Below are 19,854 nucleotides of genomic sequence, written 5' to 3' on the forward strand. Positions count from 1 at the left end.
GCGTCACCAGGCGCGAGGACTGTCGCCCAGCCCGAGTCTCGTTGCGTCAGCGGGACAGGACCGCCCACCCCCTGGCCGGGAGGCGCAGGGTTCCGTCACGCAGGTCCGCGCCGCCCGCCTCCACCTGCGTCGCATCCGCCGCGGGCACCTCGACTGGATCGGCCGACAGGTTCAGGGCGGTCACCACGGCCGCGTCCGACGTCGCGGTCCGCAGGACGACCGCCGTGTTCGTCAGGTGCACGACGTCGGTGTGCGCCCGGTGCAGCCACGGGTTGCGGCGGCGCAACGCGATGAGGGCCTCGTACGCGTGCGTCAGGTCGCCCGCCGCGGGTGGCGTGTCCGGGAACTCCGGTCGAACCGCGTCGTCGCCGCCCTCGCGTTCCTCCTTCACCCCGGTCCAGCCGTACTCGTCGCCCGCGTAGACGATCGGGGTGCCGGCGACGGTGAACAGCACCGCGGCCGCGTGCCCGGCGAACTGCTCCCCACGGCGCTCGCGATGCGGGTGACGTCGTGGTTGCCGATGAAGGTCGTCGGGGCGAACGTCTCGAGCAGGGCGTCGTGCCGCTCGATCGCGTGCGCCAGTTCGTGGCCGTTGCCGTCCGCGATGCCGTGCCAGATGCCCTGCCACAGTTCGTACTGCGTCAACGAGTCCATGGTCGACTCCCGCGCGATCGCCGCTGCGTCGCCGTGGATCACCTCGCCGCTGAACCACGCGTCCGGGAACCGCTCGCGCACCCGCGGCAGCACCCTGGCCCAGAACGCCGGTGGCACCGCGTAGGCAGCATCGAGGCGCCAGCCGTCGATCCCGCGCTCCAGCCAGTGCGTCATCACCTGGACGACGAGGTCCTCGGTCGCCCGGCTGTCGTGGTGCAGCGCCACGAGGATGTCGTGCCCCTCGAACAGCCCGACGGGCACCGGCCGCCCCGGCGTCCACCCCGACCAGTCGATCGCGAACAGGTCGGCGGTCGCCGCGTCCGGCCCCTGTTCCTCGAGGGCCCGGAACGCCGGGTGTTCACGGCCGACGTGGTTGAAGACACCGTCGAGCAGGACCCGGATCCCCCGCTCGTGTGCCGCGGACACCAGACGGTCGAAGTCGGCGTCGTCGCCGAGCCGGGGGTCGATCCGGAAGTGGTCCACCGTGTCGTAGCCATGGGTGGAGCTCGCGAACACCGGCCCGAGTACCAGGCCGTTCAGGCCGAGGTCCACCACGTGGTCGAGCCAGGGTTCGATGCGACCGAGACGGTGCTCGACGGCGCGCTCCTCGACCGGCACCCCGGGCGGACGTCCGCCCCGACGAACCCGAGCGGGTACACGTGCCACCACATGACGTGCGGGACCCACGCGGGCTCGGGCGGACGGATCGGTGCGGTGTCGGTGCTCACCGCTCCGATGCTGCCAGCCGCGCCTGTGCTGGGCGCTCCCGTGCTGGGAACGGACAGGGACGGCAGGACGAGGATGTGGGCATGGGACGTGCGATCAGGACGGAAGCGGACGCTGCGGCGTCGGAGTCGGCACAGGCTGATCGGACCTGTGCGTCGTGCGGCCGTCGGATGCCGTCGTCGGCAGCGCCGGAAGCCAAGTGGTGTTCTCGCGCCTGCCGTCGCCACGGAGTGGACCAGACGGACCTGGCTCTCGAACAGCGCATCGACGAGCTGCTCGCCGCACGGGCACGCACCTCGAGCATCTGCCCGTCCGAGGTCGCGCGGTCGCTCGAACCGGACGACTGGCGCCCGCTCATGGAACCCGCCCGTCGGGCAGCCCAGCGCATGATGGCGCGCGGCGAGGTCGAGATCACCCAGGGCGGGTCCGTCGTGGACCCGTCGACGGCGAAGGGCCCGATCCGTATCCGCCGACCGCGGTGAGCCTCGGGCCCTCAGAGGCGCTCGTGCAGCGTGCGAACGAGCCGCTCGAGCGCGGTGACGAGTGCAAGCGTCTTCTCCTGCGTCACCCGTGACGACGAGTACTGGAAGTGCGTCTTCTCGTCTGTCAGACGCTTGAAGTGCAACCCCGGCCGTGTGTCCGGCGCGCAAGCTTCGTCGAGCAGCCGTCGCGCGGCCGCGTGGTCATCCCCGATGTGGTGGTACCCGAGTACCGCACCGCAGATCGCATCGGACGCTGCGATGCCTCCGAGTACGGCATTCGCTCCGGCGGTCTTCCAGTCAGCGTGACTGGCCGACTCGACGTACATCTGGGCGACTTCGAGGTAGGACGCCGCCTCGTCTCGTCGCATCTCGACGGCTCGCCGGTCAACTGCCCGCACTCGACGGGCCATCAGATGAGCGTCCTGATCTCCTCGCCGAAGACGGTCCGGGCCTCGTCACGCCACGAGCCGACCAGCGGGTCGCCCTCGGCGACGAATCGGCGGAGGTCTGCACGGGTGACGTCGAAGACCTGACACTCGTTCCCGGTCCATCGCCGGACCAGATCGCCGAGGCGGACGACCACTTCGGTGTCGACGGTGTCAGCGAACACGACGAGCAGATCGAGGTCGGATGCGGGGGTGGCGGTGCCGCGAGCGACGGAGCCGAAGATCGACACCGAGAGCGCCCCCGCACCTGCAGACTCGACGAACGCTGCGATCCGACGCTCGAGTTCGTCACCAGCATCGAGGCCGAGTTCGACCGCTGGCCAGAGCAGGTGCTCGCGGTTCACCCGGTACGCCGAGTGCTGCAGGCCGCGTTCCACGCAGACGAGGCCCGCTTGCTCCAGCTTGTCGAGTGCCCGCTTGATGCCGGTGTGCTGTGCGGCGCCGGCGACTCGCGCCACCTGGCGGCCGGTCATGCCGGAATCGGTCCGGGCGAGCACTCGGAGTGCGTCTGCCTGGGTGGGACCGAGGAGTGTGGCGAGTGGTTTCACGAGTTGCATGCTGGCCTCCGGAAGCAGTGTACCGATTTTGAGTCCATATGGGGCGGATTTGTGTACACCGCCCGGTCGCCGCCCGCGGTGAGGGAACACCTGTCGTGCACCGTCGGTTGCGGACGGGGATGACTGCAACCGGATCGACCGAACCGACCCCCGTCCAGCCCCGAGCCCTCGTCGTGGGAGCGAGTGGCATCACCGGGTCCGCCCTGGTGGGCCACCTGCTCGACCTCGGCTGGGACGTGACCGCGCTGTCCCGCCGACCGCTCCCCCAGCAGGACGTCCGGACCGTCGCCGCGGACCTCCGCGATCCTGACAGCCTCGGCGCCGCGCTGGCAGACGAACGCCCCACGCACGTGTTCTTCACCGCGTGGCAGCGCCAGGAGACCGAAGCCGAGAACATCCGCGTGAACGGGGGCATGGTCCGCGACCTGCTCGCCGCACTCGCGCACGCCCCGCTGGCGCACGTCGCGCTCGTGACCGGGCTGAAGCACTACCTCGGCCCGTTCGAGGCCTACGCCGCGGGTGAGATGCCGGACACGCCCTTCCACGAGGAAGAGCCCCGCCTGGACACCCCGAACTTCTACTACGCGCAGGAGGACGAGCTCTTCGCCGCCGCCGAGCGTCAGGGCTTCACGTGGTCGGTGCACCGCTCGCACACCGTGATCGGGCACGCCGTCGGCAACGCCATGAACATGGGCCTGACGATCGCGGTGCAGGCAACCCTCGCGAAGGAGCTCGACCTGGACTTCGTGTTCCCGGGCAGCGAGGCGCAGTGGAACGGCCTGACCGACATGACCGAGGCGGGGATCCTCGCCGAGCAGATGGTGTGGGCGGCGACCGCACCCGAGGGTGCCGACGAGGCGTTCAACATCGTGAACGGCGACGTCTTCCGGTGGCGCTGGATGTGGCCGCGCCTGGCTGCACACCTCGGCGTCGACCCGGCGCGTGTGGTCGGGTACCAGGACGAGCCGCGACCGCTCGAGCAGCAGATGGCGCCGTACGAGTCGGAGTGGGCCGGCATCGCCGAGCGACACGGTCTGGCGGAGGCGGACATCACGCGGCTCGCCTCGTGGTGGCACACCGACGCCGACCTCGGCCGCGCGATGGAGGTCGTCACCGACATGGGGAGGAGCCGCGAGGCCGGGTTCACGGCCTTCCGCCGGACCGAACGCGCGTTCGCCGACCTGTTCGCGCGCTACCGGGCCGACCGACTCATCCCCTGAGCCTCCGGCCCGGTACAGCGGGCTACAGCGCGAGCAGGAGCACCACGAGCGTCGCGACCGACAGCACCAGCAGGACGACGGCACCCTGCAGGTCGCGGTCGTGCGCTCGGAGGTGCGCCACCACGGCACCGACGAAGTAGACCACCGCGCCGATGGCTGCAGCGATGGCGAGCGGCACCCACCAGATGCCGATGACGAGCCCGGCGGCAGCGGCGACCTCGAGCACCCCGAGCACGGTCATCTGCGCGGGCGTGACGTGCACGGCCTGCATCGAGGCGACGATCTTCGGGTTGCGGACGAGTTTCATGACGCCCGAGCCGAGCAGGGCCACGGCGAGGACGAGGGACAGGACGACGGCAGCGATGTGCACGGGGAACTCCAAGTGGTGAAACGGATGGTTGTCCCCGTTTCAAACCGGAGACTGCTCTCCGTATTCCCGGCCACGCGATCTAGGCTCGGGGCATGACCCGCCGAGACGTCGCCCGGAACCGTCAGGCGCTCGTCGACGCGGCCCGGTCCGCGTTCACCGACCACGGCCTCCAGGCTGCACTGGAACCGATCGCGGTCGCAGCGGGACTCGGCAACGCGACCCTGTACCGGCACTTCCCGACCCGCGCGGCGCTGTGGGAAGCCGTCCTGGTCGAGCCGATGCACGAGGTGCTCGACCTCGTCGAGCACTGCCGCGAGCTGTCCGCCTCGGACCCGTGGGAGGGCTTCGCGACCTTCGTCCGCGAGACGGCGGCGATCGAGGCGCGCCGCACCGGGTTCAGCGAACTCATGACCACCGACTACCGCGACGCTCCGGAACTCCTCCGGCTCCGCATCGCCGTGCAGGACGGGATCGACGCACTCTTCACAGCCGGACGGGCGGCCGCGGTCATCCGCGCCGACGCCACCCTGGCCGACGTCGCACTCCTGCAGCTGTCGATCGCGGAGACGATCCGCACCTTCGGCCGGGTCGCGCCCGAGGCGTACCGACGCTGGGTGGACCTGGTGCTCGACGGGTTCCGGGCGGCGGACGTCCCGCGCGGCGTGCTGGCCGGACGCCCCCTGCGCGGCGACCAGGTCCGTCGGGCACTGGCGGAGCGCCACCAGCCCGCCGGCCGTCAGAAGGCGTAGCGGATTGGACAGGACGGCAGGTGCTCGGCGACGAGCTCGCGGAAGCGCTCGACGAGCTGCCCCTTCATCCCGGACCGGTAGCGGACGTTCACCGCGCCGTTCTGCGACACCTTCTGCTCCTGCAGGTCGGGGCGCCAGAGCAGGTCCTCGGCCTTCGGGTGCCAGCCGAGGTTGACCTCGTGCAGGGGTTGGTTGTGCGTGAGGAAGATCACCTCGGCCGCGATCTGTGCCTTGGCGGCCGGTGACAGTACGTCGTCGACCTGCCGCAGCAGCGTAGTCCAGTCGGACTCCCACGTCGGGGTGACGATGACGGGCGAGAAGTTCAGGTGGACCTCGTAGCCGGCGTCGACGAACTCGTTCACCGCAGCGATCCGCTCGGCGACGGGACTCGTCCGGATGTCGGTGACCTTCGCGGTGTCGTGCGGCATGAGCGAGAACCGGATGCGCGTGCGGCCCATCGGGTCCCAGTCGAGCAACTCGCGGTTGACGTACTTCGTCGCGAAGGACGCCTTCGCGGTCGGGGTCATCCGGAACAGGTCGCACAGGTCGCGGACGTTGTCGCTGATCATCGCGTCGACCGAGCAGTCGCTGTTCTCGCCGATGTCGTACACCCACGACTCGGGATCGCACTGGTTCGGCTCGGTCTTCGGCCCCTGCTTCGCGATGTTGCGAGCGACGTGCTTCGTGATCTGGTCGATGTTGGCGAACACCGTCACGGGGTTGCTGTAGCCCTTGCGCCGCGGCACGTAGCAGTAGGCGCACGCCATCGCGCAGCCGTTCGCGGTGGACGGCGCGATGAAGTCGGCGGAGCGGCCGTTCGGTCGCGTGAGCAACGACTTCTTCACGCCGAGCACCAGCGCCTCGGTCTTGATCCGGACCCAACGCTGCACGTTGCGCTCATCGCCGTGCACCTCGGGGATGTTCCAGTGGGACTCCACCGGCACGATCTCGGCGTCCGGCCAGCGCCCGATCACCTCTTGCCCGCGCTGCAGTTCGAGGGCAGCGGGCTCGGCGTAGATCCGGCGGACGTCGAGCATCGGGCGGGCGCGGTCGTTGCTCATCGACTCCTGTCTACCGGGGACCACTGACGGTGCAGACTCGGGGCATGACCGCCGAACCCGACGACCACTTCTTCGTCGTGGACGGCCGACGCTGGCGCCGCACCGACCCGGCCCTGCCCGAGGAACTCGCGGCCGCGCTCCGCTCCCACCTGGGGCGCGGGCGCAACGCGGTGAAGACCGCGAAACGCGCGGGCGACGATGCTGCGCTGGCCGCGGCACGGCACCGGAACGGGCTCGCGAAGCACGGGCTGGGCGAACGCGGCCCGGAGTGGTGGACGCGCCCCGAAGCCGATCGGATCGCCGACGCCGAGCAGGCCCTGGCCGACCTGGACGCTCTCGACGCCGACTGATTGTTCCCATGACGCCCGTGGTGGAAAGCGGAATCGGGCGTACCTGGTCGGAAGTTCCGACCAGGTACGCCCGATTCGACCAGGTACGCGGCCAGCCGCGTCAGCCCTCGGTGTGGCCTAAGTTCGGCTCGAGGAGCAAGTGGGCCGTGCGGGATGCCGACGCGTGCAGCTCGAGGACGACGAGGTCGTTCCGGCCCTGGCGCAGGACCGGCCCCGGGATCGCCAGGGTCTGCTGCGGGCCGCGCGACCAGTACCGACCGAGGCAGAACCCGTTCACCCAGGCGACACCCTTGCGGAAGCCGTCGAGCGCCAGGTAGCGGTCGTCCGCCGCGTCGAGGTCGAACGACCCGGCGGCGAAGGTCGGCCCCGCGAGCACCTCGCCGTCGGTCGGTTCGACGGCCGACAGCGCCTCGAGGGCGGACGGTGCGATCGGGTCGAGCGCCAACGGTGCCGCGGTCCAGCGCGAGAGCGGGACACCGTCGACGGCGACGCCGCCGATCAGGCCCTTCGGTTCGCCGATGCGCAGGCCGTAGTCGACCCGGCCCTGGTCCTCGACGAGCAGTTCGAGGGTGCCGGTCACCGGCGGCAGGACGATGGCACGGTCGTGGTGCTCGCGTTCCAGGACACCGATGACCACACCGTCGACGGACACGACCGCGCGGTCGCGGACCTCTTCCCCGACGGTCAGCACGCCGCCGGTGGGCAGGTCGACCTCGGCCCGGTACAGGACGAAGCCGCTGGCCGCACCGAGGGCGTCGAACGTCGGCGGCTCGTCGTGCGCCGACCACGTCGTCAGCGTGGGCAGCAGGGAGCGCAGTGACGCGACGCGGTCGAGACGGACGGCGAGGTCCGTGGCGGGGGCGACCCGGGCCTCCCGGTCGCCCGAACGGTCGTGGGATCCGAGGCGACCCGACCCACCCGGCTCCATGGATGCCGGAAGCGGCGGGACGGGCGCGTAGCGCTCGATGACCGCGCGGAAGGCGTGGAACTTCGACGTCGGCCGACCCGCCTCGTCGAGTGGGGCGTCGTAGTCGTACGACGTCGCGATCGGCCGGTACACGCCCTTGTCGTTCGCGCCGTTCGTGAAGCCGAAGTTCGTGCCGCCGTGGAACATGTAGATGTTGACCGAGCCGCCGGCGGCGAGCAGGACGTCGAGGTCCTCGGCACTGGCGGACGCCGGCGTGGTGTGGTGGTGCTCGCCCCAGCTGTCGAACCAGCCGTCCCAGAACTCGGAGCACATCAGGGGGCCGGTGGGCTGGGCCTGCCGCAGGCGTTCGAGGCGCGCGGCGGACCGCGAGCCGAACGAGCCGGTCTTGTGCAGCGACGGCAGCGAGCCGTCCTCGAGCATCGTGCCCATCGGCTGGTCGACGCTCGTGAACGGAACCGTCAGGCCGATCGCGCGGTGCATCCTCTCGAGCTTCTGCAGGTACACCGAGTCGGAGCCGTACGCGCCGTACTCGTTCTCGACCTGCACGAGCACGATCGGGCCACCGTTGTCGATCTGCCGGGGTACGAGGACCGGTGCGAGCTGCTCCAGGTACTGCGAGACCGCTGCCAGGAACCCGGGCTCGTCGCGCCGGACACCCACGGTGCCGTCGGCGAAGAGCCAGTACGGCAGGCCGCCGTTGGTCCACTCGGCGCAGATGTAGGGGCCGGGACGGACGATGGCGTGCATGCCCTCGGCCGCGACCAGGTCGAGGAACCGGCCGAGGTCGAGGCCGCCGGTCAGGTCGAAGACGTCGGGCGACGGAGCGTGCGCGTTCCAGGCGACGTAGGTCTCGATGGTGTTGAGGCCCATCAGCTTCGCCTTGCGGATCCGGTCGGCCCACAGGTCGGGGTGCACGCGGAAGTAGTGGATCGCACCGGACAGCACGCGGTGCGGCTCGCCGTCGAGCAGGAAGTCGGTGTCGCCGATGGCGAATCGCATGAGATGACTCTTTCAGACAGCGGGGTCGTGCGGACGACGTCCGCACGACCCCGGGGAGTTGGTGCCGGTGCTACTTGGTCGAGACCGTGAAGCCCTGGTCCTTGCCGTACTTGGCGAGGGCCTTCTGCCAGGCCTCGAGGCCCGCGTCGAGCGAGGTGCCGTTCTCGTACGCCTGACCGACGGTGTCGGCGTAGACGCTGTTCGCGTACACCTGGTACGGCAGGTAGGTGAAGTCGTTGTCCGAGGACTTCGACGCGTCGACGAGCACCTTGTTGATCTGCTGCCCACCGAAGTAGGACGGCTTCTCGTCGAGGAAGGCCGACGAGTCGAGGTCAGCGGTCGTCGAGGGGAACCCACCGGACTTCATGAAGACGTCGGTCGACTCCTTGGACGAGTTCAGCCACTTCAGGAAGCCCGCGGCGAGGGCCGGGTTCTTCGACTGCTTCATGACGACCTCGGCACTGCCGCCGTTGTTCGCGGTCTGGGCGGTGCCACCGTCGTAGGTCGGCATCGGAGCGACACGCCAGTCACCCGAGGCCTGGGCGACGCCGGACTCCAGGTTGCCGGGCATCCAGGCGCCGGTGATCATCGTGGCGATCTCACCGTTGCCGAGCTGCTTGTACCAGTCGTCGGTCCAACCGACCGTCTTCGACAGCAGGCCCTGCTCGACGAGCTCGTTCCAGGTGCTCGTCCACTTCTTGCTGCCGGCGTCCTGCAGGTTGATCGTGACCTTGTCGCCGTCGGTGGTGAACGGGGTGCCACCGGCCTGGGCGATCATGCTCGTGGTGAAGCCGGCGTCGCCGGAGTCGGCCGCGATGTAGGCGTTCGGGTCGGCCTCGTGCAGCTTCTTCGCGGCGGCGACGTACTCGTCCCACGTCTTCGGCACGGCGATGTCGTGCTTGTCGAAGACCGTCTTGTTGTAGAACAGCGCCATGGGGCCGGAGTCCTGCGGCAGGCCGTAGACCTTGTCGTCGATCGACACCGAGCTCCAGGTGCTCTTCGCGAACTTGTCCTCGAGCGAGTCGAAGCCGTAGCCGGACAGGTCGAGCAGCGAGTCGGACAGGGCGAACTGCGGCAGGGCGAAGTACTCGACCTGCGCGACGTCGGGGGCGCCCGAGCCGGCCTTCACGGTGTTCTGCAGCTTGGTGTACTGGTCGGCGCCGGTGCCGGCGTTGACGAGCTTGACCTTCACCTTGGGGTACTGCTTCTCGAACGCGGCGACCTGGGCCTTGGCGGAGGGGGTCCACGACCAGTAGGTCAGGGTGCCACCGTCCTTCAGCGCCTTGGTGATGTCGTCGGACGAGCCACTGGAGGACGAGCCGCCGGACGCGCAGGCGGCGAGGGCGATCGTGGCGGTGACGCCGATGGCGAGGGCGCTGAGCCCGCGCCGGAGACGCTTGTTCATGGGGGTGCCTTTCACTTCTTCGTGGAGAGGGGGTCGTGCTGCTGTGTGCCGGACCGGAGGTCGCGGGGCGGGGTCGCCACGGGCCTCCCGTCCGACGGATCAGGCCTTGACGGAGCCGGCCGCGAGGCCGGACTGCCAGAAGCGCTGGAGGAAGAGGAACGCGACCACGATCGGGATGATCGTGAGGAGCGATCCCGTGACGACGAGGTTGTAGATCGGCTGCGCACCGGAGCCGGTGGCCTGGGCGTTCCACTGGTTCAGGCCGACCGTCAGGGGGTACCACTTCGGGTCGCTCAGCATGATGAGCGGCAGGAAGTAGTTGTTCCAGGTGGCGACGACCGCGAAGAGCAGGACGGTGACGACACCGGGAGCGAGCAGGCGGAGCGCGATGGTGAAGAAGATCCGGAACTCGCCGGCGCCGTCCATGCGGGCGGCCTCGAGGAGTTCGGCGGGGATCGCGTCGACCGCGTAGGTCCAGATCAGGTACATGCCGAACGGGCTGATGAGCGACGGCAGGATGATCGACCACGGGGTGTTGGTCAGGCCGACCTGCGAGAAGAGCAGGAAGGTCGGGACCGCCAGGGCCGTACCGGGGACCGCGATGGCACCGAGCACGATGGCGAACACCGCCCGGCGTCCGGGGAACTGGAACTTCGCCATGCCGTAGCCCGCGACGGTCGCGAGCAGGGTGGCGCCACCGGCACCGACGACCACGTAGAGCAGCGTGTTGCCGAACCACTGCAGGAAGATGCCGTCGTTGTACGTGACGGTGTCGACGATGTTCTGCCAGAGGTTGAAGTCCCCGCCGAACCAGAGCCCGAACGTGGAGAGCAGCGACGCCTGCGTCTTCGTGCTGTTCACGAGCAGGTAGAACAGCGGCGCGAACGAGTAGACGACGAAGACGACCATGACCGCGGTCAGCAGGCCGGAACGCTTCGGCTTGCGTCCGTCGACGTGCTGCTCGGCCTTCCGCTCGGCCTTCCGCTCGGCCTTCCGGGAGGCGCGGGTCGAGCGGGTGCGCGGGTCGCGCTGCGTCGTGGTCGCCTCGGTGACCGTGGCCGGCCCGGCGGCGCCGGTCGCGGGGTGCTGGATGGTGCTCATCGGTTCTCCTGGCGGGTTCCGCGGACCTGGACGACGTAGGCGATCACCGCGGTGATCACGCCCATCACGATCGCGACGGTGGCGGAGTAGTTGAACTGCTGGCCGCTGAAGGACAGCGAGTAGGCGTACATGTTCGGGGTGAAGGCGCTGCCGATGACGTTCGGGGCCAGGGTCTTCAGCAGGTTCGGCTCGTTGAAGAGCTGGAAGCTGCCGATGATCGAGAAGATCGTGGCGATGACCATCGGGCCGCGCAGGGCCGGGAGCTTGATCGAGAAGACCGTGCGCAGGGGGCCGGCGCCGTCGAGCTCGGCGGCCTCGTACAGCTCACCGGGGACCGTGCGGAGTGCGGCGTAGAAGATCAGCATGTTGTAGCCGAGGAACTCCCACGTGACCACGTTGCCGATGGAGGTCAGCACCCAGCTGGGGCTGAACGGCTGCAGCAGGTCGATGCCGAGCGCGTCGTTCGCCGCACCGGTCAGGCCGAACTGGTTACCGTAGATGAAGCCCCAGATCAGGGCCGCGACGACACCGGGGACGGCGTAGGGCAGGAACACCGCGATGCGGAAGAAGCTCGTGCCCCAGAGCCGTGCGCTGTCGAGTGCGAGGGCGGCGACGAGTGCGAGCCCGAGCATGATCGGCACCTGGACGACCAGGAAGATCGCGACCCGACCGAAGCCGGACCAGAACTTGGCGTCCTGGAAGAGCTGGACGTAGTTGGCGAACCAGACGAACTGGTTGCCGCCGATGAGCTGGTCGCGGAACAGGCTGAGCCAGAGGGCGTAGCCGATCGGGACGATGAGCATGGCGATCAGGACGACCACGAAGGGCCCGACGAACAGCCAGCCGGTGTAGCGCCCCCGCGCCTTGGTCCGGCGACCTGCCGGGCGGGGGCTGCCGGCTGCGCTGCGGCTGCCTCGCCGGGCCGCGCTGCGAGCGTGCTCATGTGACTCCTTCGTCTGCTGCGTTCGGGTGGTCGATGTCGGCGTCGCAGCCCTGAACGGATCAGAGGTCCGGGGCGGTCACCGATGTTGACGTCAACATCGAACGTCGCGACGATAGCATGGCAACGTCAACATGCGCTAGCGTCCGGGAACGCAGACTGCGTGATCCCGCAACGGAAGGAGCTCGAGCCGATGACGACCGAGTCCCCGCCGGCACCCGCCGCTCCCCTCGATGGCCGCCGTCGCCGACGCCGCCGGGGTCTCGATGCAGACCGTCTCGCGCGTCGCCCGCGGGTTCGACAACGTCAGCCCGGACACCCGCGACCGGGTCCAGCGCGCGATGGACACCCTGGGTTACCGGCCGAACCGTGCCGCACGGGCCCTGCGATCGGGGCGCTTCCGCACCATCGGCGTGATCATGTTCACGCTCGCCTCCTTCGGCAACATGCGCACGCTCGAGGCGATCGCCGACGCCGCCGGTGCCGCCGACTTCACGATCACGCTGCTGCCGATGGCCTCGCGCACCGAAGAAGGCGTGCGCTCCGCGTTCTCCCGGCTGCACGAACAGGCGGTCGACGGCGTCGTCATCATCATCGAGTCGCACATCATCGACACGGCCGAGGTGGTGCTGCCCGACGGCGTGCCCATGGTCGTCATCGACTCCACCGGCAGCACCGACCACCCGGCGATCGACACCGACCAGACCGACGGTGCGCGCCAGGCCACCCAGCACCTGCTCGACCTCGGCCACGAGACCGTCTGGCACGTCGCCGGACCGACATCGTCGTACTCCGCCGCACGCCGGTTGGCCGCGTGGCAGGACACCCTGTCGCGCGCCGGGCGGCACGTCCCGCCGGTGTTCCACGGCGGGTGGACGACCGAGCACGGCTACTCGGCCGGGCTCGAGATCGCCGCGCGCCCGGACATCACCGCCGTGTTCGCCGCCAACGACCAGACCGCGCTCGGGGTGCTCCGCGCCGCGCACGAGTTCGGGCGGTCCGTACCGTCGTCGCTCAGCGTGGTGGGGTTCGACGACTCCCCCGAGTCCGACTCCTTCTGGCCGCCGCTCACCACCGTGCACCAGTCCTTCGACGAGGTCGGGCGCCGAGCCGTCGCGAACCTGCTCGCCCAGATCGACGGCGAGTCCGTGTCCTCCGCCCCCGACCTGGTGCCCGTGCGCCTGGTGGAGCGAGCGAGCACCGCGCCCCCGCCCGCGCCCGCGCGCTGACGCGCTGACGCGCTGACCCCGGTTCGTGCCCCGGCTCGTGCCCCGGTTCGCGAAAGCGACAATGTGCCGCCAACCATTCGCCGAGAACTGTCGCTTTCGCGGACCGGACGGCGCAGCCGGCCGCACATCTGTCGCTTTCGCGACCAACAGGCGGACGGGAGGCCCGGTGCCACCCCGCCACGGGCCTCCCGTCCGCCGCCCGGGGCACACCTGCGAAAGCGACAGTGTGCCGCCAACCATTCGCCGAGAACTGTCGCTTTCGCAGACCGGACGCCGCGGCATGCCGGGAGACTGTCGCTTTCGCGGACCGGACCGGACCGGACCGGATGAGACCAGACCGACACGCGACCCGCCGCACGCCAGCGCACGAACGAGCAGAGGACGTCGGGCGCGAGCGCCCGACGTCCTCTGTGCTCACTCGACGCCCGCCGCAGCGCACGCCGAGGCGTCTCAGCCGATCGACACGGCGGTCCAGGACACGGGCGGCAGCTCGATCGTGATGGTGTCGCCGTCGCGGCTCACCGTCTCGTTCGTGCGGAGCCCGACGCGCTCGGTGGACGACAGGTCGTTCACGGCGTGGATGTCGTCGTCCCAGACGCCCTCGGCGCGGACGTCGCCCGAGGCCGCCAGGCCCGCGAGGTCGATCGTGACGGTGGTCGACTCGGACGGGTGGCGGTTGATGAGGAAGACCGCCGCCTTGCCGTCCTCGGTCACGGTGGCGGCCGAGTCCACGACCGGCACCTCGCCGTACTTGCCGCCGTCGACGGTGTCACCCGAGGACTTGACCTGCAGCGACGTACCGTTCGCCAGGCGCGACGTCACCGAGAACGGGAAGAACGTCGTCTGGCGCCAGGCCGGGCCGCCGGGCTCGGTCATGATCGGGCCGATGACGTTGACGAGCTGCGCGAGCGAGGCCGAGGCGACCCGGTCCGCGTGGCGGAGCAGCGAGATGAGCAGTCCACCCACGACGACGGCGTCGGCGACGGTGTAGACGTCCTCGAGCAGACGCGGAGCGACGGGCCAGTCCTGGAGCGTGAACTCCTTCTGCATCTCGTTCCACTTGGTGATGGACCAGACGTTCCACTCGTCGAACGAGATGTCGATGCGCTTGTCGGACTTCTTCTGCGCCTGCACGTGGTCGGCGGCGGTGGTGACCGTCTTGATGAAGTGGTCCATGTTGACGCCGGCGGCGAGGAACGACGGCAGGTCGTCGCCCTCTTCGTAGTAGGCGTGCGCCGAGATGTAGTCCACGTCGTCGTAGGTGTGCTCGAGGACGGTGCGCTCCCACTCGCCGAACGTCGGCATCGACGCTCCGGACGAACCGCAGGCGACCAGCTCGAGGTCGGGCTGGATCTGGCGCATGGCCTTCGCGGTCATGGCGGCGAGCTTGCCGTAGTCCTCGGCGTTCTTGTGGCCGAGCTGCCACGGGCCGTCCATCTCGTTGCCGAGGCACCACATCTTGATGGCGAAGGGCTCCTGGCGGCCGTTGGACTTGCGGTACTCGGACAGTGCGGTGCCGGCGTCGATGTTCGCGTACTCGAGCAGCTCGATCGCCTCGGCGGTGCCACGCGTGCCGAGGTTCACGGCGAGCATGAGCTCCGAACCGACCTGGTCGAGCCAGTGCTGGAACTCGTGCAGGCCGACCTCGTTGGTCTCGGTCGAGTGCCAGGCCAGGTCGAGACGCTTCGGGCGCTGCTCGACGGGGCCGACGCCGTCCTCCCACTTGTAGCCGGAGACGAAGTTGCCGCCGGGGTAGCGGATGGCGGAGACGCCGAGTTCCTTGACGAGCTCGACGACGTCCTTGCGGAAGCCGTGCTCGTCGGCGGTCTCGTGCGCGGGCTCGTGGATGCCGTCGTAGACGTGGCGGCCGAGGTGCTCGACGAACCCGCCGAACAGGCGACGTCGCACCGGCCCCACGGTGAACGCGGCGTCGAGGACGAGGTGTGTGCGGGGCATGGATCTCCTTCGATCGTGCGAGAGCGGGTACTGCGGGTCGTGCGGTGTGCGTACTCGGTCCGGCGCCAGGGGTAGCGAAGCGGTCCGTCACGAAAGTGAGCGCTCACCTGACCGAAACGCTACCGGGTTCCACGGCGACGCGAAAGGGGTGGCGGATGATCTTCGCGAGCGCTAATGTGAGCGCTCACGGAGCACCGACCCACGGCTCTCGTGCACGGAGCAGCAGTGTTCCGCGAACGGAGCAGCGATGCTCCGGCGGGAGCACCGACCCTGCTCCCGAGCCCGGCCCATCCCGATGGAGTGATGCCATGCCGAACCGCCCAGCAACACCCGCGTCGCGCCTCTCGCGCCGCGGCTTCCTCGCCGCGGGAGCGGCGGCCGCGACGGTCCTGCCGCTCGCCGCGTGCTCGAGCCCGATCGCAGCCGGCCTGGCCGGCAGTGCACTCAACCCCGAGACGCTCGTCTTCTGGAACCTCTTCGGCGGCGGTGACGGCCTCCGCATGCAGGCGATGGAGGACGGCTACGCGAAGCAGCACGGCGGATCGAGCTCGCTGCAGGCCACCACGTTCGCGTGGGGCAACCCGTACTACTCGAGAGCTGACACTGGCCACCGTCGGGAACAAGCCGCCGGACGTCGCGGTCGCCCACCTGACCCGGGCGAAGCCGCTGTGGGACGGCGACCTGCTCGACCCGATCACGTCCGAGGACCTGGCGAGCGTCGGCCTCAGCGCCGCCGACTTCAACCAGAAGGCGTGGACGGCGCAGAAGACCGATGGCAACAACATCGCGATCCCGCTCGACACCCACCCCTTCGTGCTCTTCTACAACGTTGACGTGTGCAAGAAGGCGGGCCTGCTCGACAGCGACGGCAACCTCAAGGACCTGTCCGGCATGGACACGTTCGAGAGCGCCCTCGCCGCGGTCGCGAAGGTCACCGGCGGCACCGCGCTCAACGTCGCCAACGTCGTGCCGGAGACCGCCACCCCGTGGCGCTTCTTCTGGACGATGTACAACCAGATCAACGACGCGACCCCCTTCATCAGCGACGGCGGCGCGAAGCTCACCGTCAACGAGGACGCCTACAACGAGGTCACCAGCCGAACCCAGAAGTGGGTCAAGCAGGGCTGGATGAACAAGGCGCTCGACTACGCCACGGCGCAGTCCCTGATGTTCGACGGCAAGGCCGGCTTCTTCATGCAGGGTGAGTGGGAGATCAGCACGGCGCAGTCCATCAAGGGACTGAAGTTCGGCATGGCCCCGATCCCGCAGCTGTACGACAAGCCCGCGACGCAGGCGGACTCGCACACCTTCGTGCTGCCGAAGAAGGACCGCACGCCCGAGCAGCGCAAGCAGCACATGCTGTTCATCAAGCAGATGCTCGAGCAGAGCCTGACCTGGGCCGAGGGCGGGCACGTCCCCGCCTACATCCCGACCTTCGACAGCAGCGCCTACAAGGAGCTCAAGCCCCAGTCGAACTACGCGGCCGCAGCCGAGACCGCCGTGTTCGACGACCCCGCCTGGTACGGCGGCTCCGGTTCGACCTTCGAGGGCACCGTCGGCGCCCAGCTGGCACTCGTGCAGCAGGGCAGCTCGTCGCCCGCACAGGCGCTCAGTGCCATCAAGTCGCAGCTCGCGACCTACCTGAACACCCCGAGCCCCCTGTGACCGGGCACGCGACCACCGGGCATGCACCTGCCCGGCACGTGAACGCCGTGAACACCGCGCGAAAGGCACGATGACGTGACCACAGCACCTGTCCTCGACCGGCCCACGGATGCGGCCACCGCGTCGCGTCCGCGCCGGAACCGCACCTACGGCACCAGCCTCACCCGTGGCCAGGGCCGCAGCGGCTGGCTCTTCCTCGCCCCGTTCGGCCTGTTCTACGCGGCGTTCCTGCTCGGCCCGACGGTCTGGATGATCGTCTCGAGCTTCTTCAACACCTCGACCGTCCGCACGGGCCTCGGCAGCTTCGCCGGGTTCGCGAACTACGCCGAGATGCTCGGACGCTCCGACTTCTGGTCGTCGCTCTGGCACACGCTGCAGTTCACGCTGTACACGACGCCGCCGCTCGTCATCCTGGCGTTCGTCTTCGCCGTGCTGACGAACCGGATGAACCGCGGCCAGTGGTTCTTCCGACTGGCGTTCTTCCTGCCCTTCATCCTGCCGTCGGCGACGATCTCGCTCATCTGGGTGTTCATCTTCACGCCGGCGACCGGCCTGTGGGCGAGCATGCAGTCGGCCATCGGCCTCACCCCGGGCTCCGGCATGCTGTCCAGCCCGAACACCGCGATGATCGGTGTCGCGATCGCCACCGTCTGGTGGACCCTCGGCTTCAACTTCGTGCTCTACCTGGCCGGTCTGCAGGAGATCCCGCGCGAACTGTACGAAGCGGCCGCCGTCGACGGTGCGTCGAACTGGCAGCAGATCAAGTCGATCACGCTGCCGCTGCTCGGCCGCACCACGACGCTGGTCATCCTGTTGCAGATCATCGCGAGCCTGAAGATCTTCGACCAGGTGTACCTGATGACGAACGGCGGACCGGGCATCTCCACCCAGGTCTCGCTGCAGCTCATCACGGGCGTCGGCTTCACCGACAACCGACTCGGTGCCGCCTCGGCAGCGTCGGTGCTCCTGTTCATCGTGATCGTCGCGATCGCGGTCATCCGGCAGCTCGTCGAGCGCGCTGCCGCCAAGCGAGAGATCGGGGCCTGACATGACCGCCACCGAGAGCATCACCACCGGCCGCGCCAAGCTCCGCACCGGCGTCTCGGCCGCCGCCCCCGCGAACGCCGCCAAGATCGGCGTCTCCGGCAAGGGCTTCAACCTGGTCGCCGGGATCATCCTGATCGTCTTCGCGATCATCTGGCTCATCCCCAGCCTGTTCGCACTGAAGACGTCGCTGTCCGACAACGGCGTCGCCGCCCTCGGCGCGAACTCGATCCTGTCGAACTGGAACCCGACGCTGCACTCCTACGCGTCGCTGTTCCAGGCCGGCGACATCTGGAACTGGTACCTCGCCAGCGCCATCACGAGCGTCATCACGGCCGTCCTGACGGTCATGTTCGCCTCGATGGCGGCGTTCGCGCTGTCCCGCCTGGTGTTCCGCGGTCGGAACATCGCGTTCCTGCTCATCATCCTCGGGATCATGATCCCGACGCAGGTCCTGATCATCCCGATCTTCCAGGAGCTCAACGCCGTCGGCCTGCTGAACACCTACTGGTCGGTCATCTTCCCGCAGGTGCCCGCCGTGATCGCGGTGTTCATCTTCAAGCAGTTCTTCGACGGGATCCCGAAGGAGCTGGAGGAAGCGGCACGCATCGACGGTGCCAACATCTGGAAGATCTACTGGTCGGTCATCCTGCCGCTGTCGCGTCCGGTGATCGCCGCGGTGACGATCCTGACGTTCGTCGGTGTCTGGAACAACCTGCTGCTGCCGCTGTTCGTGCTGTCGAACCCGGACCTCATGACGATCCCGGTCGGGCTCGCCACGGTCCAGGGCAGCTTCTGGTCAGCGCTACGCGGACATCCAGGCCGGAGCGATCCTGGCGGCGCTGCCGCTGATCATCCTCTACCTGATCTTCCAGCGGCAGATCGTGGAGGGCGTGACGGGTTCCGGCCTCAAGGGCTGACGCCACCCCACAGCGGACGGGAGGCCCGGTGCCAGCTGGCACCGGGCCTCCCGTCCATCGTGGTGGTCGCGTCCCAGGCGTACCTGGCGGAAACGGGCGTACCTGGTGAGAAGTTCCGTGACGGTACGCCCGAAAGCACTAGGCATCGCACACGCCATGGGAAGGAACAGGCACCGCTCAGGCGGAGACGGACTCCTTGGCCTCGTGCTTCCAGAAGCCGGAGAACGTGATGCGCGCCTTCGGCAGACCCGCACGGTGCAGGTGCCGGCGGCCCTCGGTGGCGAGGGTCGACTCGCCGACCACGAAGGCGTAGCCGCGGTCGTCGACGGGCACGTGCCGCTGCAGTTCGGCGAGCGCGGCGCGGCCCGGGACGGCGTGGTGGTCGACCTCGTCGCGGACGATCCACGTGACCGTGACCCCGGCCGGCGCGTCGATCTCGCGGACGTCGCCGGCGGTGGGGACCTCTTGGATGATGCGGCCGACGGCGTTCCGGGGCAGCGATGCGGCGATGCCGAGCACGCCGGGCAGCCCGGTCTCCTCGGCCGCGATCACGATCTCGCTGGTGTCGTCCGGGCAGTCGAAGATGCAGCCCTGGTCGAGCATCGCCAACTGGTCGCCGGGGCGGGCACCGCAGGCCCAGATCGCGGCACGGCCCTCGGGCTCGCCGTCGGGGTCGGTGTGCACGACGAAGTCGATGTCCATCTCGGCGGTGCCGTCGGGCATCGGGCGGAACGCGGCGACGGTGTAGTTCGCGCAGTGCGGGCGGACGTCCTCGGGGATGGCCAGGAACGTCGGCCACCACTTCTTGCCGTCGAGGTCCGGCATCCGGAACGCGTCCTGGTCCGGACGCCCGGTGAACAGGCGGAACCAGTGGTCGAAGCCGAGGAAGGGGAACTCGTGCAGGTCGTCGCCGGTGACGGTGACACGCTGCATCGACGGCGTCGTGCGCTCGGTGCGCAGGACCCGAGCACGGAAGAGCCGGGGATTCTCGGGCAGGAGCCGCGGAGTCTTCGCCATGAGGCAAGGCTAACCTAAGATGTTCTCCGTGCCAG

The 19,854-nt window shown here is 69.3% G+C and carries 20 protein-coding genes; 8 read left to right on the forward strand and 12 right to left on the reverse strand.

The genetic code is table 11. The features are described from left to right. Window positions 1-46: 46 nt before the first annotated feature. Together JN350_RS19885 and JN350_RS17060 are read right to left on the reverse strand one after the other, a co-directional pair. Window positions 47-454 carry a DUF3459 domain-containing protein gene (locus tag JN350_RS19885; RefSeq protein ID WP_240347392.1) on the reverse strand — a complete coding sequence of 136 codons (408 nt, stop codon included), beginning with the start codon at window positions 452-454 and terminating at the stop codon, window positions 47-49. Next, window positions 388-1,272 (reverse strand): alpha-amylase family glycosyl hydrolase, encoded by an 885-nt coding sequence (locus tag JN350_RS17060; protein WP_240347393.1) that lies wholly within the window; start codon window positions 1,270-1,272, stop codon window positions 388-390. Before JN350_RS17060 ends, JN350_RS19885 begins: the two co-directional genes overlap by 67 nt. A gap of 338 nt (window positions 1,273-1,610) precedes the next feature. On the opposite strand from JN350_RS17060, the gene JN350_RS19890 reads away from it, so the two are divergent. Beyond that, window positions 1,611-1,862 carry a DUF3253 domain-containing protein gene (locus tag JN350_RS19890; protein ID WP_240347394.1) on the forward strand — a complete coding sequence of 84 codons (252 nt, stop codon included), beginning with the start codon at window positions 1,611-1,613 and terminating at the stop codon, window positions 1,860-1,862. Between the two features lie 11 nt (window positions 1,863-1,873). Here JN350_RS19890 and JN350_RS17070 read toward each other — a convergent pair whose 3' ends face one another. Beyond that, the gene (locus JN350_RS17070; protein WP_205462934.1) at window positions 1,874-2,272 is read right to left on the reverse strand and encodes a hypothetical protein; all 399 of its coding nucleotides are present in this window, start codon (window positions 2,270-2,272) and stop codon (window positions 1,874-1,876) included. Further along, window positions 2,272-2,781 (reverse strand): nucleotidyltransferase domain-containing protein, encoded by a 510-nt coding sequence (locus tag JN350_RS17075; RefSeq protein ID WP_205462935.1) that lies wholly within the window; start codon window positions 2,779-2,781, stop codon window positions 2,272-2,274. Before JN350_RS17075 ends, JN350_RS17070 begins: the two co-directional genes overlap by 1 nt. Before the next feature lie 203 nt (window positions 2,782-2,984). Here JN350_RS17075 and JN350_RS17080 point away from each other — a divergent pair, with 203 nt between their 5' ends. Continuing rightward, window positions 2,985-4,085 carry an SDR family oxidoreductase gene (locus JN350_RS17080; protein ID WP_205462936.1) on the forward strand — a complete coding sequence of 367 codons (1,101 nt, stop codon included), beginning with the start codon at window positions 2,985-2,987 and terminating at the stop codon, window positions 4,083-4,085. A 22-nt stretch (window positions 4,086-4,107) separates the two neighbouring features. Here the strand turns inward: JN350_RS17080 and JN350_RS17085 are convergent, their stop codons facing one another. Next, on the reverse strand, window positions 4,108-4,455 hold the full coding sequence (locus tag JN350_RS17085; RefSeq protein WP_205462937.1) for a DoxX family protein: 348 nt from the start codon (window positions 4,453-4,455) through the stop codon (window positions 4,108-4,110). Between the two features lie 92 nt (window positions 4,456-4,547). Here JN350_RS17085 and JN350_RS17090 point away from each other — a divergent pair, with 92 nt between their 5' ends. After that, the gene (locus tag JN350_RS17090; protein WP_205462938.1) at window positions 4,548-5,204 is read left to right on the forward strand and encodes a TetR/AcrR family transcriptional regulator; all 657 of its coding nucleotides are present in this window, start codon (window positions 4,548-4,550) and stop codon (window positions 5,202-5,204) included. Here the strand turns inward: JN350_RS17090 and JN350_RS17095 are convergent. Next, a complete protein-coding gene (locus JN350_RS17095; protein WP_205462939.1) occupies window positions 5,192-6,265 on the reverse strand; it encodes a spore photoproduct lyase family protein in 1,074 nt (357 codons plus the stop codon). The two genes, JN350_RS17090 and JN350_RS17095, sit on opposite strands and share 13 nt — an antisense overlap. Window positions 6,266-6,309: 44 nt before the next feature. On the opposite strand from JN350_RS17095, the gene JN350_RS17100 reads away from it, so the two are divergent. Next, the gene (locus JN350_RS17100) at window positions 6,310-6,615 is read left to right on the forward strand and encodes a biopolymer transporter Tol (RefSeq protein WP_205462940.1); all 306 of its coding nucleotides are present in this window, start codon (window positions 6,310-6,312) and stop codon (window positions 6,613-6,615) included. A 100-nt stretch (window positions 6,616-6,715) separates the two neighbouring features. On the opposite strand, the gene JN350_RS17105 is transcribed toward JN350_RS17100, so the two are convergent. From JN350_RS17105 to JN350_RS17120, 4 genes are all read right to left on the reverse strand, one after another. Next, a complete protein-coding gene (locus JN350_RS17105) occupies window positions 6,716-8,542 on the reverse strand; it encodes a glycoside hydrolase family 35 protein (RefSeq protein WP_205462941.1) in 1,827 nt (608 codons plus the stop codon). A gap of 70 nt (window positions 8,543-8,612) precedes the next feature. Further along, on the reverse strand, window positions 8,613-9,947 hold the full coding sequence (locus JN350_RS17110; protein WP_205462942.1) for an ABC transporter substrate-binding protein: 1,335 nt from the start codon (window positions 9,945-9,947) through the stop codon (window positions 8,613-8,615). A gap of 99 nt (window positions 9,948-10,046) precedes the next feature. Next, the gene (locus tag JN350_RS17115; RefSeq protein WP_200849170.1) at window positions 10,047-11,048 is read right to left on the reverse strand and encodes a carbohydrate ABC transporter permease; all 1,002 of its coding nucleotides are present in this window, start codon (window positions 11,046-11,048) and stop codon (window positions 10,047-10,049) included. Next, window positions 11,045-11,869 (reverse strand): carbohydrate ABC transporter permease, encoded by an 825-nt coding sequence (locus JN350_RS17120; RefSeq protein WP_240347395.1) that lies wholly within the window; start codon window positions 11,867-11,869, stop codon window positions 11,045-11,047. The genes JN350_RS17115 and JN350_RS17120 overlap by 4 nt, the downstream gene beginning before the upstream one ends. A 352-nt stretch (window positions 11,870-12,221) precedes the next feature. On the opposite strand from JN350_RS17120, the gene JN350_RS17125 reads away from it, so the two are divergent. Beyond that, window positions 12,222-13,217, forward strand: coding sequence for a LacI family DNA-binding transcriptional regulator (locus tag JN350_RS17125; protein ID WP_205462943.1), 996 nt, complete (start codon window positions 12,222-12,224; stop codon window positions 13,215-13,217). A gap of 450 nt (window positions 13,218-13,667) precedes the next feature. Here the strand turns inward: JN350_RS17125 and arfA are convergent, their stop codons facing one another. Then, window positions 13,668-15,173 carry an arabinosylfuranosidase ArfA gene (gene arfA, locus JN350_RS17130; protein WP_111086246.1) on the reverse strand — a complete coding sequence of 502 codons (1,506 nt, stop codon included), beginning with the start codon at window positions 15,171-15,173 and terminating at the stop codon, window positions 13,668-13,670. 486 nt (window positions 15,174-15,659) lie between these two features. Between arfA and JN350_RS17135 the strand changes: the two genes are divergently transcribed. From JN350_RS17135 to JN350_RS17145, 3 genes are all read left to right on the forward strand, one after another. Continuing rightward, the gene (locus JN350_RS17135) at window positions 15,660-16,838 is read left to right on the forward strand and encodes an extracellular solute-binding protein (protein ID WP_240347396.1); all 1,179 of its coding nucleotides are present in this window, start codon (window positions 15,660-15,662) and stop codon (window positions 16,836-16,838) included. Window positions 16,839-16,913: 75 nt separating this feature from the next. Continuing rightward, a complete protein-coding gene (locus JN350_RS17140) occupies window positions 16,914-17,885 on the forward strand; it encodes a carbohydrate ABC transporter permease (RefSeq protein ID WP_111086244.1) in 972 nt (323 codons plus the stop codon). Between the two features lies 1 nt (window position 17,886). Further along, on the forward strand, window positions 17,887-19,032 hold the full coding sequence (locus JN350_RS17145; protein WP_240347397.1) for a carbohydrate ABC transporter permease: 1,146 nt from the start codon (window positions 17,887-17,889) through the stop codon (window positions 19,030-19,032). Here the strand turns inward: JN350_RS17145 and JN350_RS17150 are convergent. Further along, window positions 18,980-19,819, reverse strand: coding sequence for a siderophore-interacting protein (locus JN350_RS17150; RefSeq protein ID WP_205462944.1), 840 nt, complete (start codon window positions 19,817-19,819; stop codon window positions 18,980-18,982). The two genes, JN350_RS17145 and JN350_RS17150, sit on opposite strands and share 53 nt — an antisense overlap. Window positions 19,820-19,854: the final 35 nt, after the last annotated feature.

This window comes from Curtobacterium sp. 24E2 (genome assembly GCF_016925595.1).
Taxonomy (GTDB): Bacteria; Actinomycetota; Actinomycetes; order Actinomycetales; family Microbacteriaceae; genus Curtobacterium.

Bases quoted from the DNA above. Each gene is read 5' to 3' on its own strand.
- JN350_RS17070 (WP_205462934.1), bottom strand. From the start codon at position 2,272: ATGGCCCGTCGAGTGCGGGCAGTTGACCGGCGAGCCGTCGAGATGCGA.
- JN350_RS17075 (WP_205462935.1), bottom strand. From the start codon at position 2,781: ATGACCGGCCGCCAGGTGGCGCGAGTCGCCGGCGCCGCACAGCACACC.
- JN350_RS17080 (WP_205462936.1), top strand. From the start codon at position 2,985: ATGACTGCAACCGGATCGACCGAACCGACCCCCGTCCAGCCCCGAGCC.
- JN350_RS17090 (WP_205462938.1), top strand. From the start codon at position 4,548: ATGACCCGCCGAGACGTCGCCCGGAACCGTCAGGCGCTCGTCGACGCG.
- JN350_RS17095 (WP_205462939.1), bottom strand. From the start codon at position 6,265: ATGAGCAACGACCGCGCCCGCCCGATGCTCGACGTCCGCCGGATCTAC.
- JN350_RS17100 (WP_205462940.1), top strand. From the start codon at position 6,310: ATGACCGCCGAACCCGACGACCACTTCTTCGTCGTGGACGGCCGACGC.
- JN350_RS17105 (WP_205462941.1), bottom strand. From the start codon at position 8,542: ATGCGATTCGCCATCGGCGACACCGACTTCCTGCTCGACGGCGAGCCG.
- JN350_RS17110 (WP_205462942.1), bottom strand. From the start codon at position 9,947: ATGAACAAGCGTCTCCGGCGCGGGCTCAGCGCCCTCGCCATCGGCGTC.
- JN350_RS17115 (WP_200849170.1), bottom strand. From the start codon at position 11,048: ATGAGCACCATCCAGCACCCCGCGACCGGCGCCGCCGGGCCGGCCACG.
- JN350_RS17125 (WP_205462943.1), top strand. From the start codon at position 12,222: ATGGCCGCCGTCGCCGACGCCGCCGGGGTCTCGATGCAGACCGTCTCG.
- arfA (WP_111086246.1), bottom strand. From the start codon at position 15,173: ATGCCCCGCACACACCTCGTCCTCGACGCCGCGTTCACCGTGGGGCCG.
- JN350_RS17145 (WP_240347397.1), top strand. From the start codon at position 17,887: ATGACCGCCACCGAGAGCATCACCACCGGCCGCGCCAAGCTCCGCACC.
- JN350_RS17150 (WP_205462944.1), bottom strand. From the start codon at position 19,819: ATGGCGAAGACTCCGCGGCTCCTGCCCGAGAATCCCCGGCTCTTCCGT.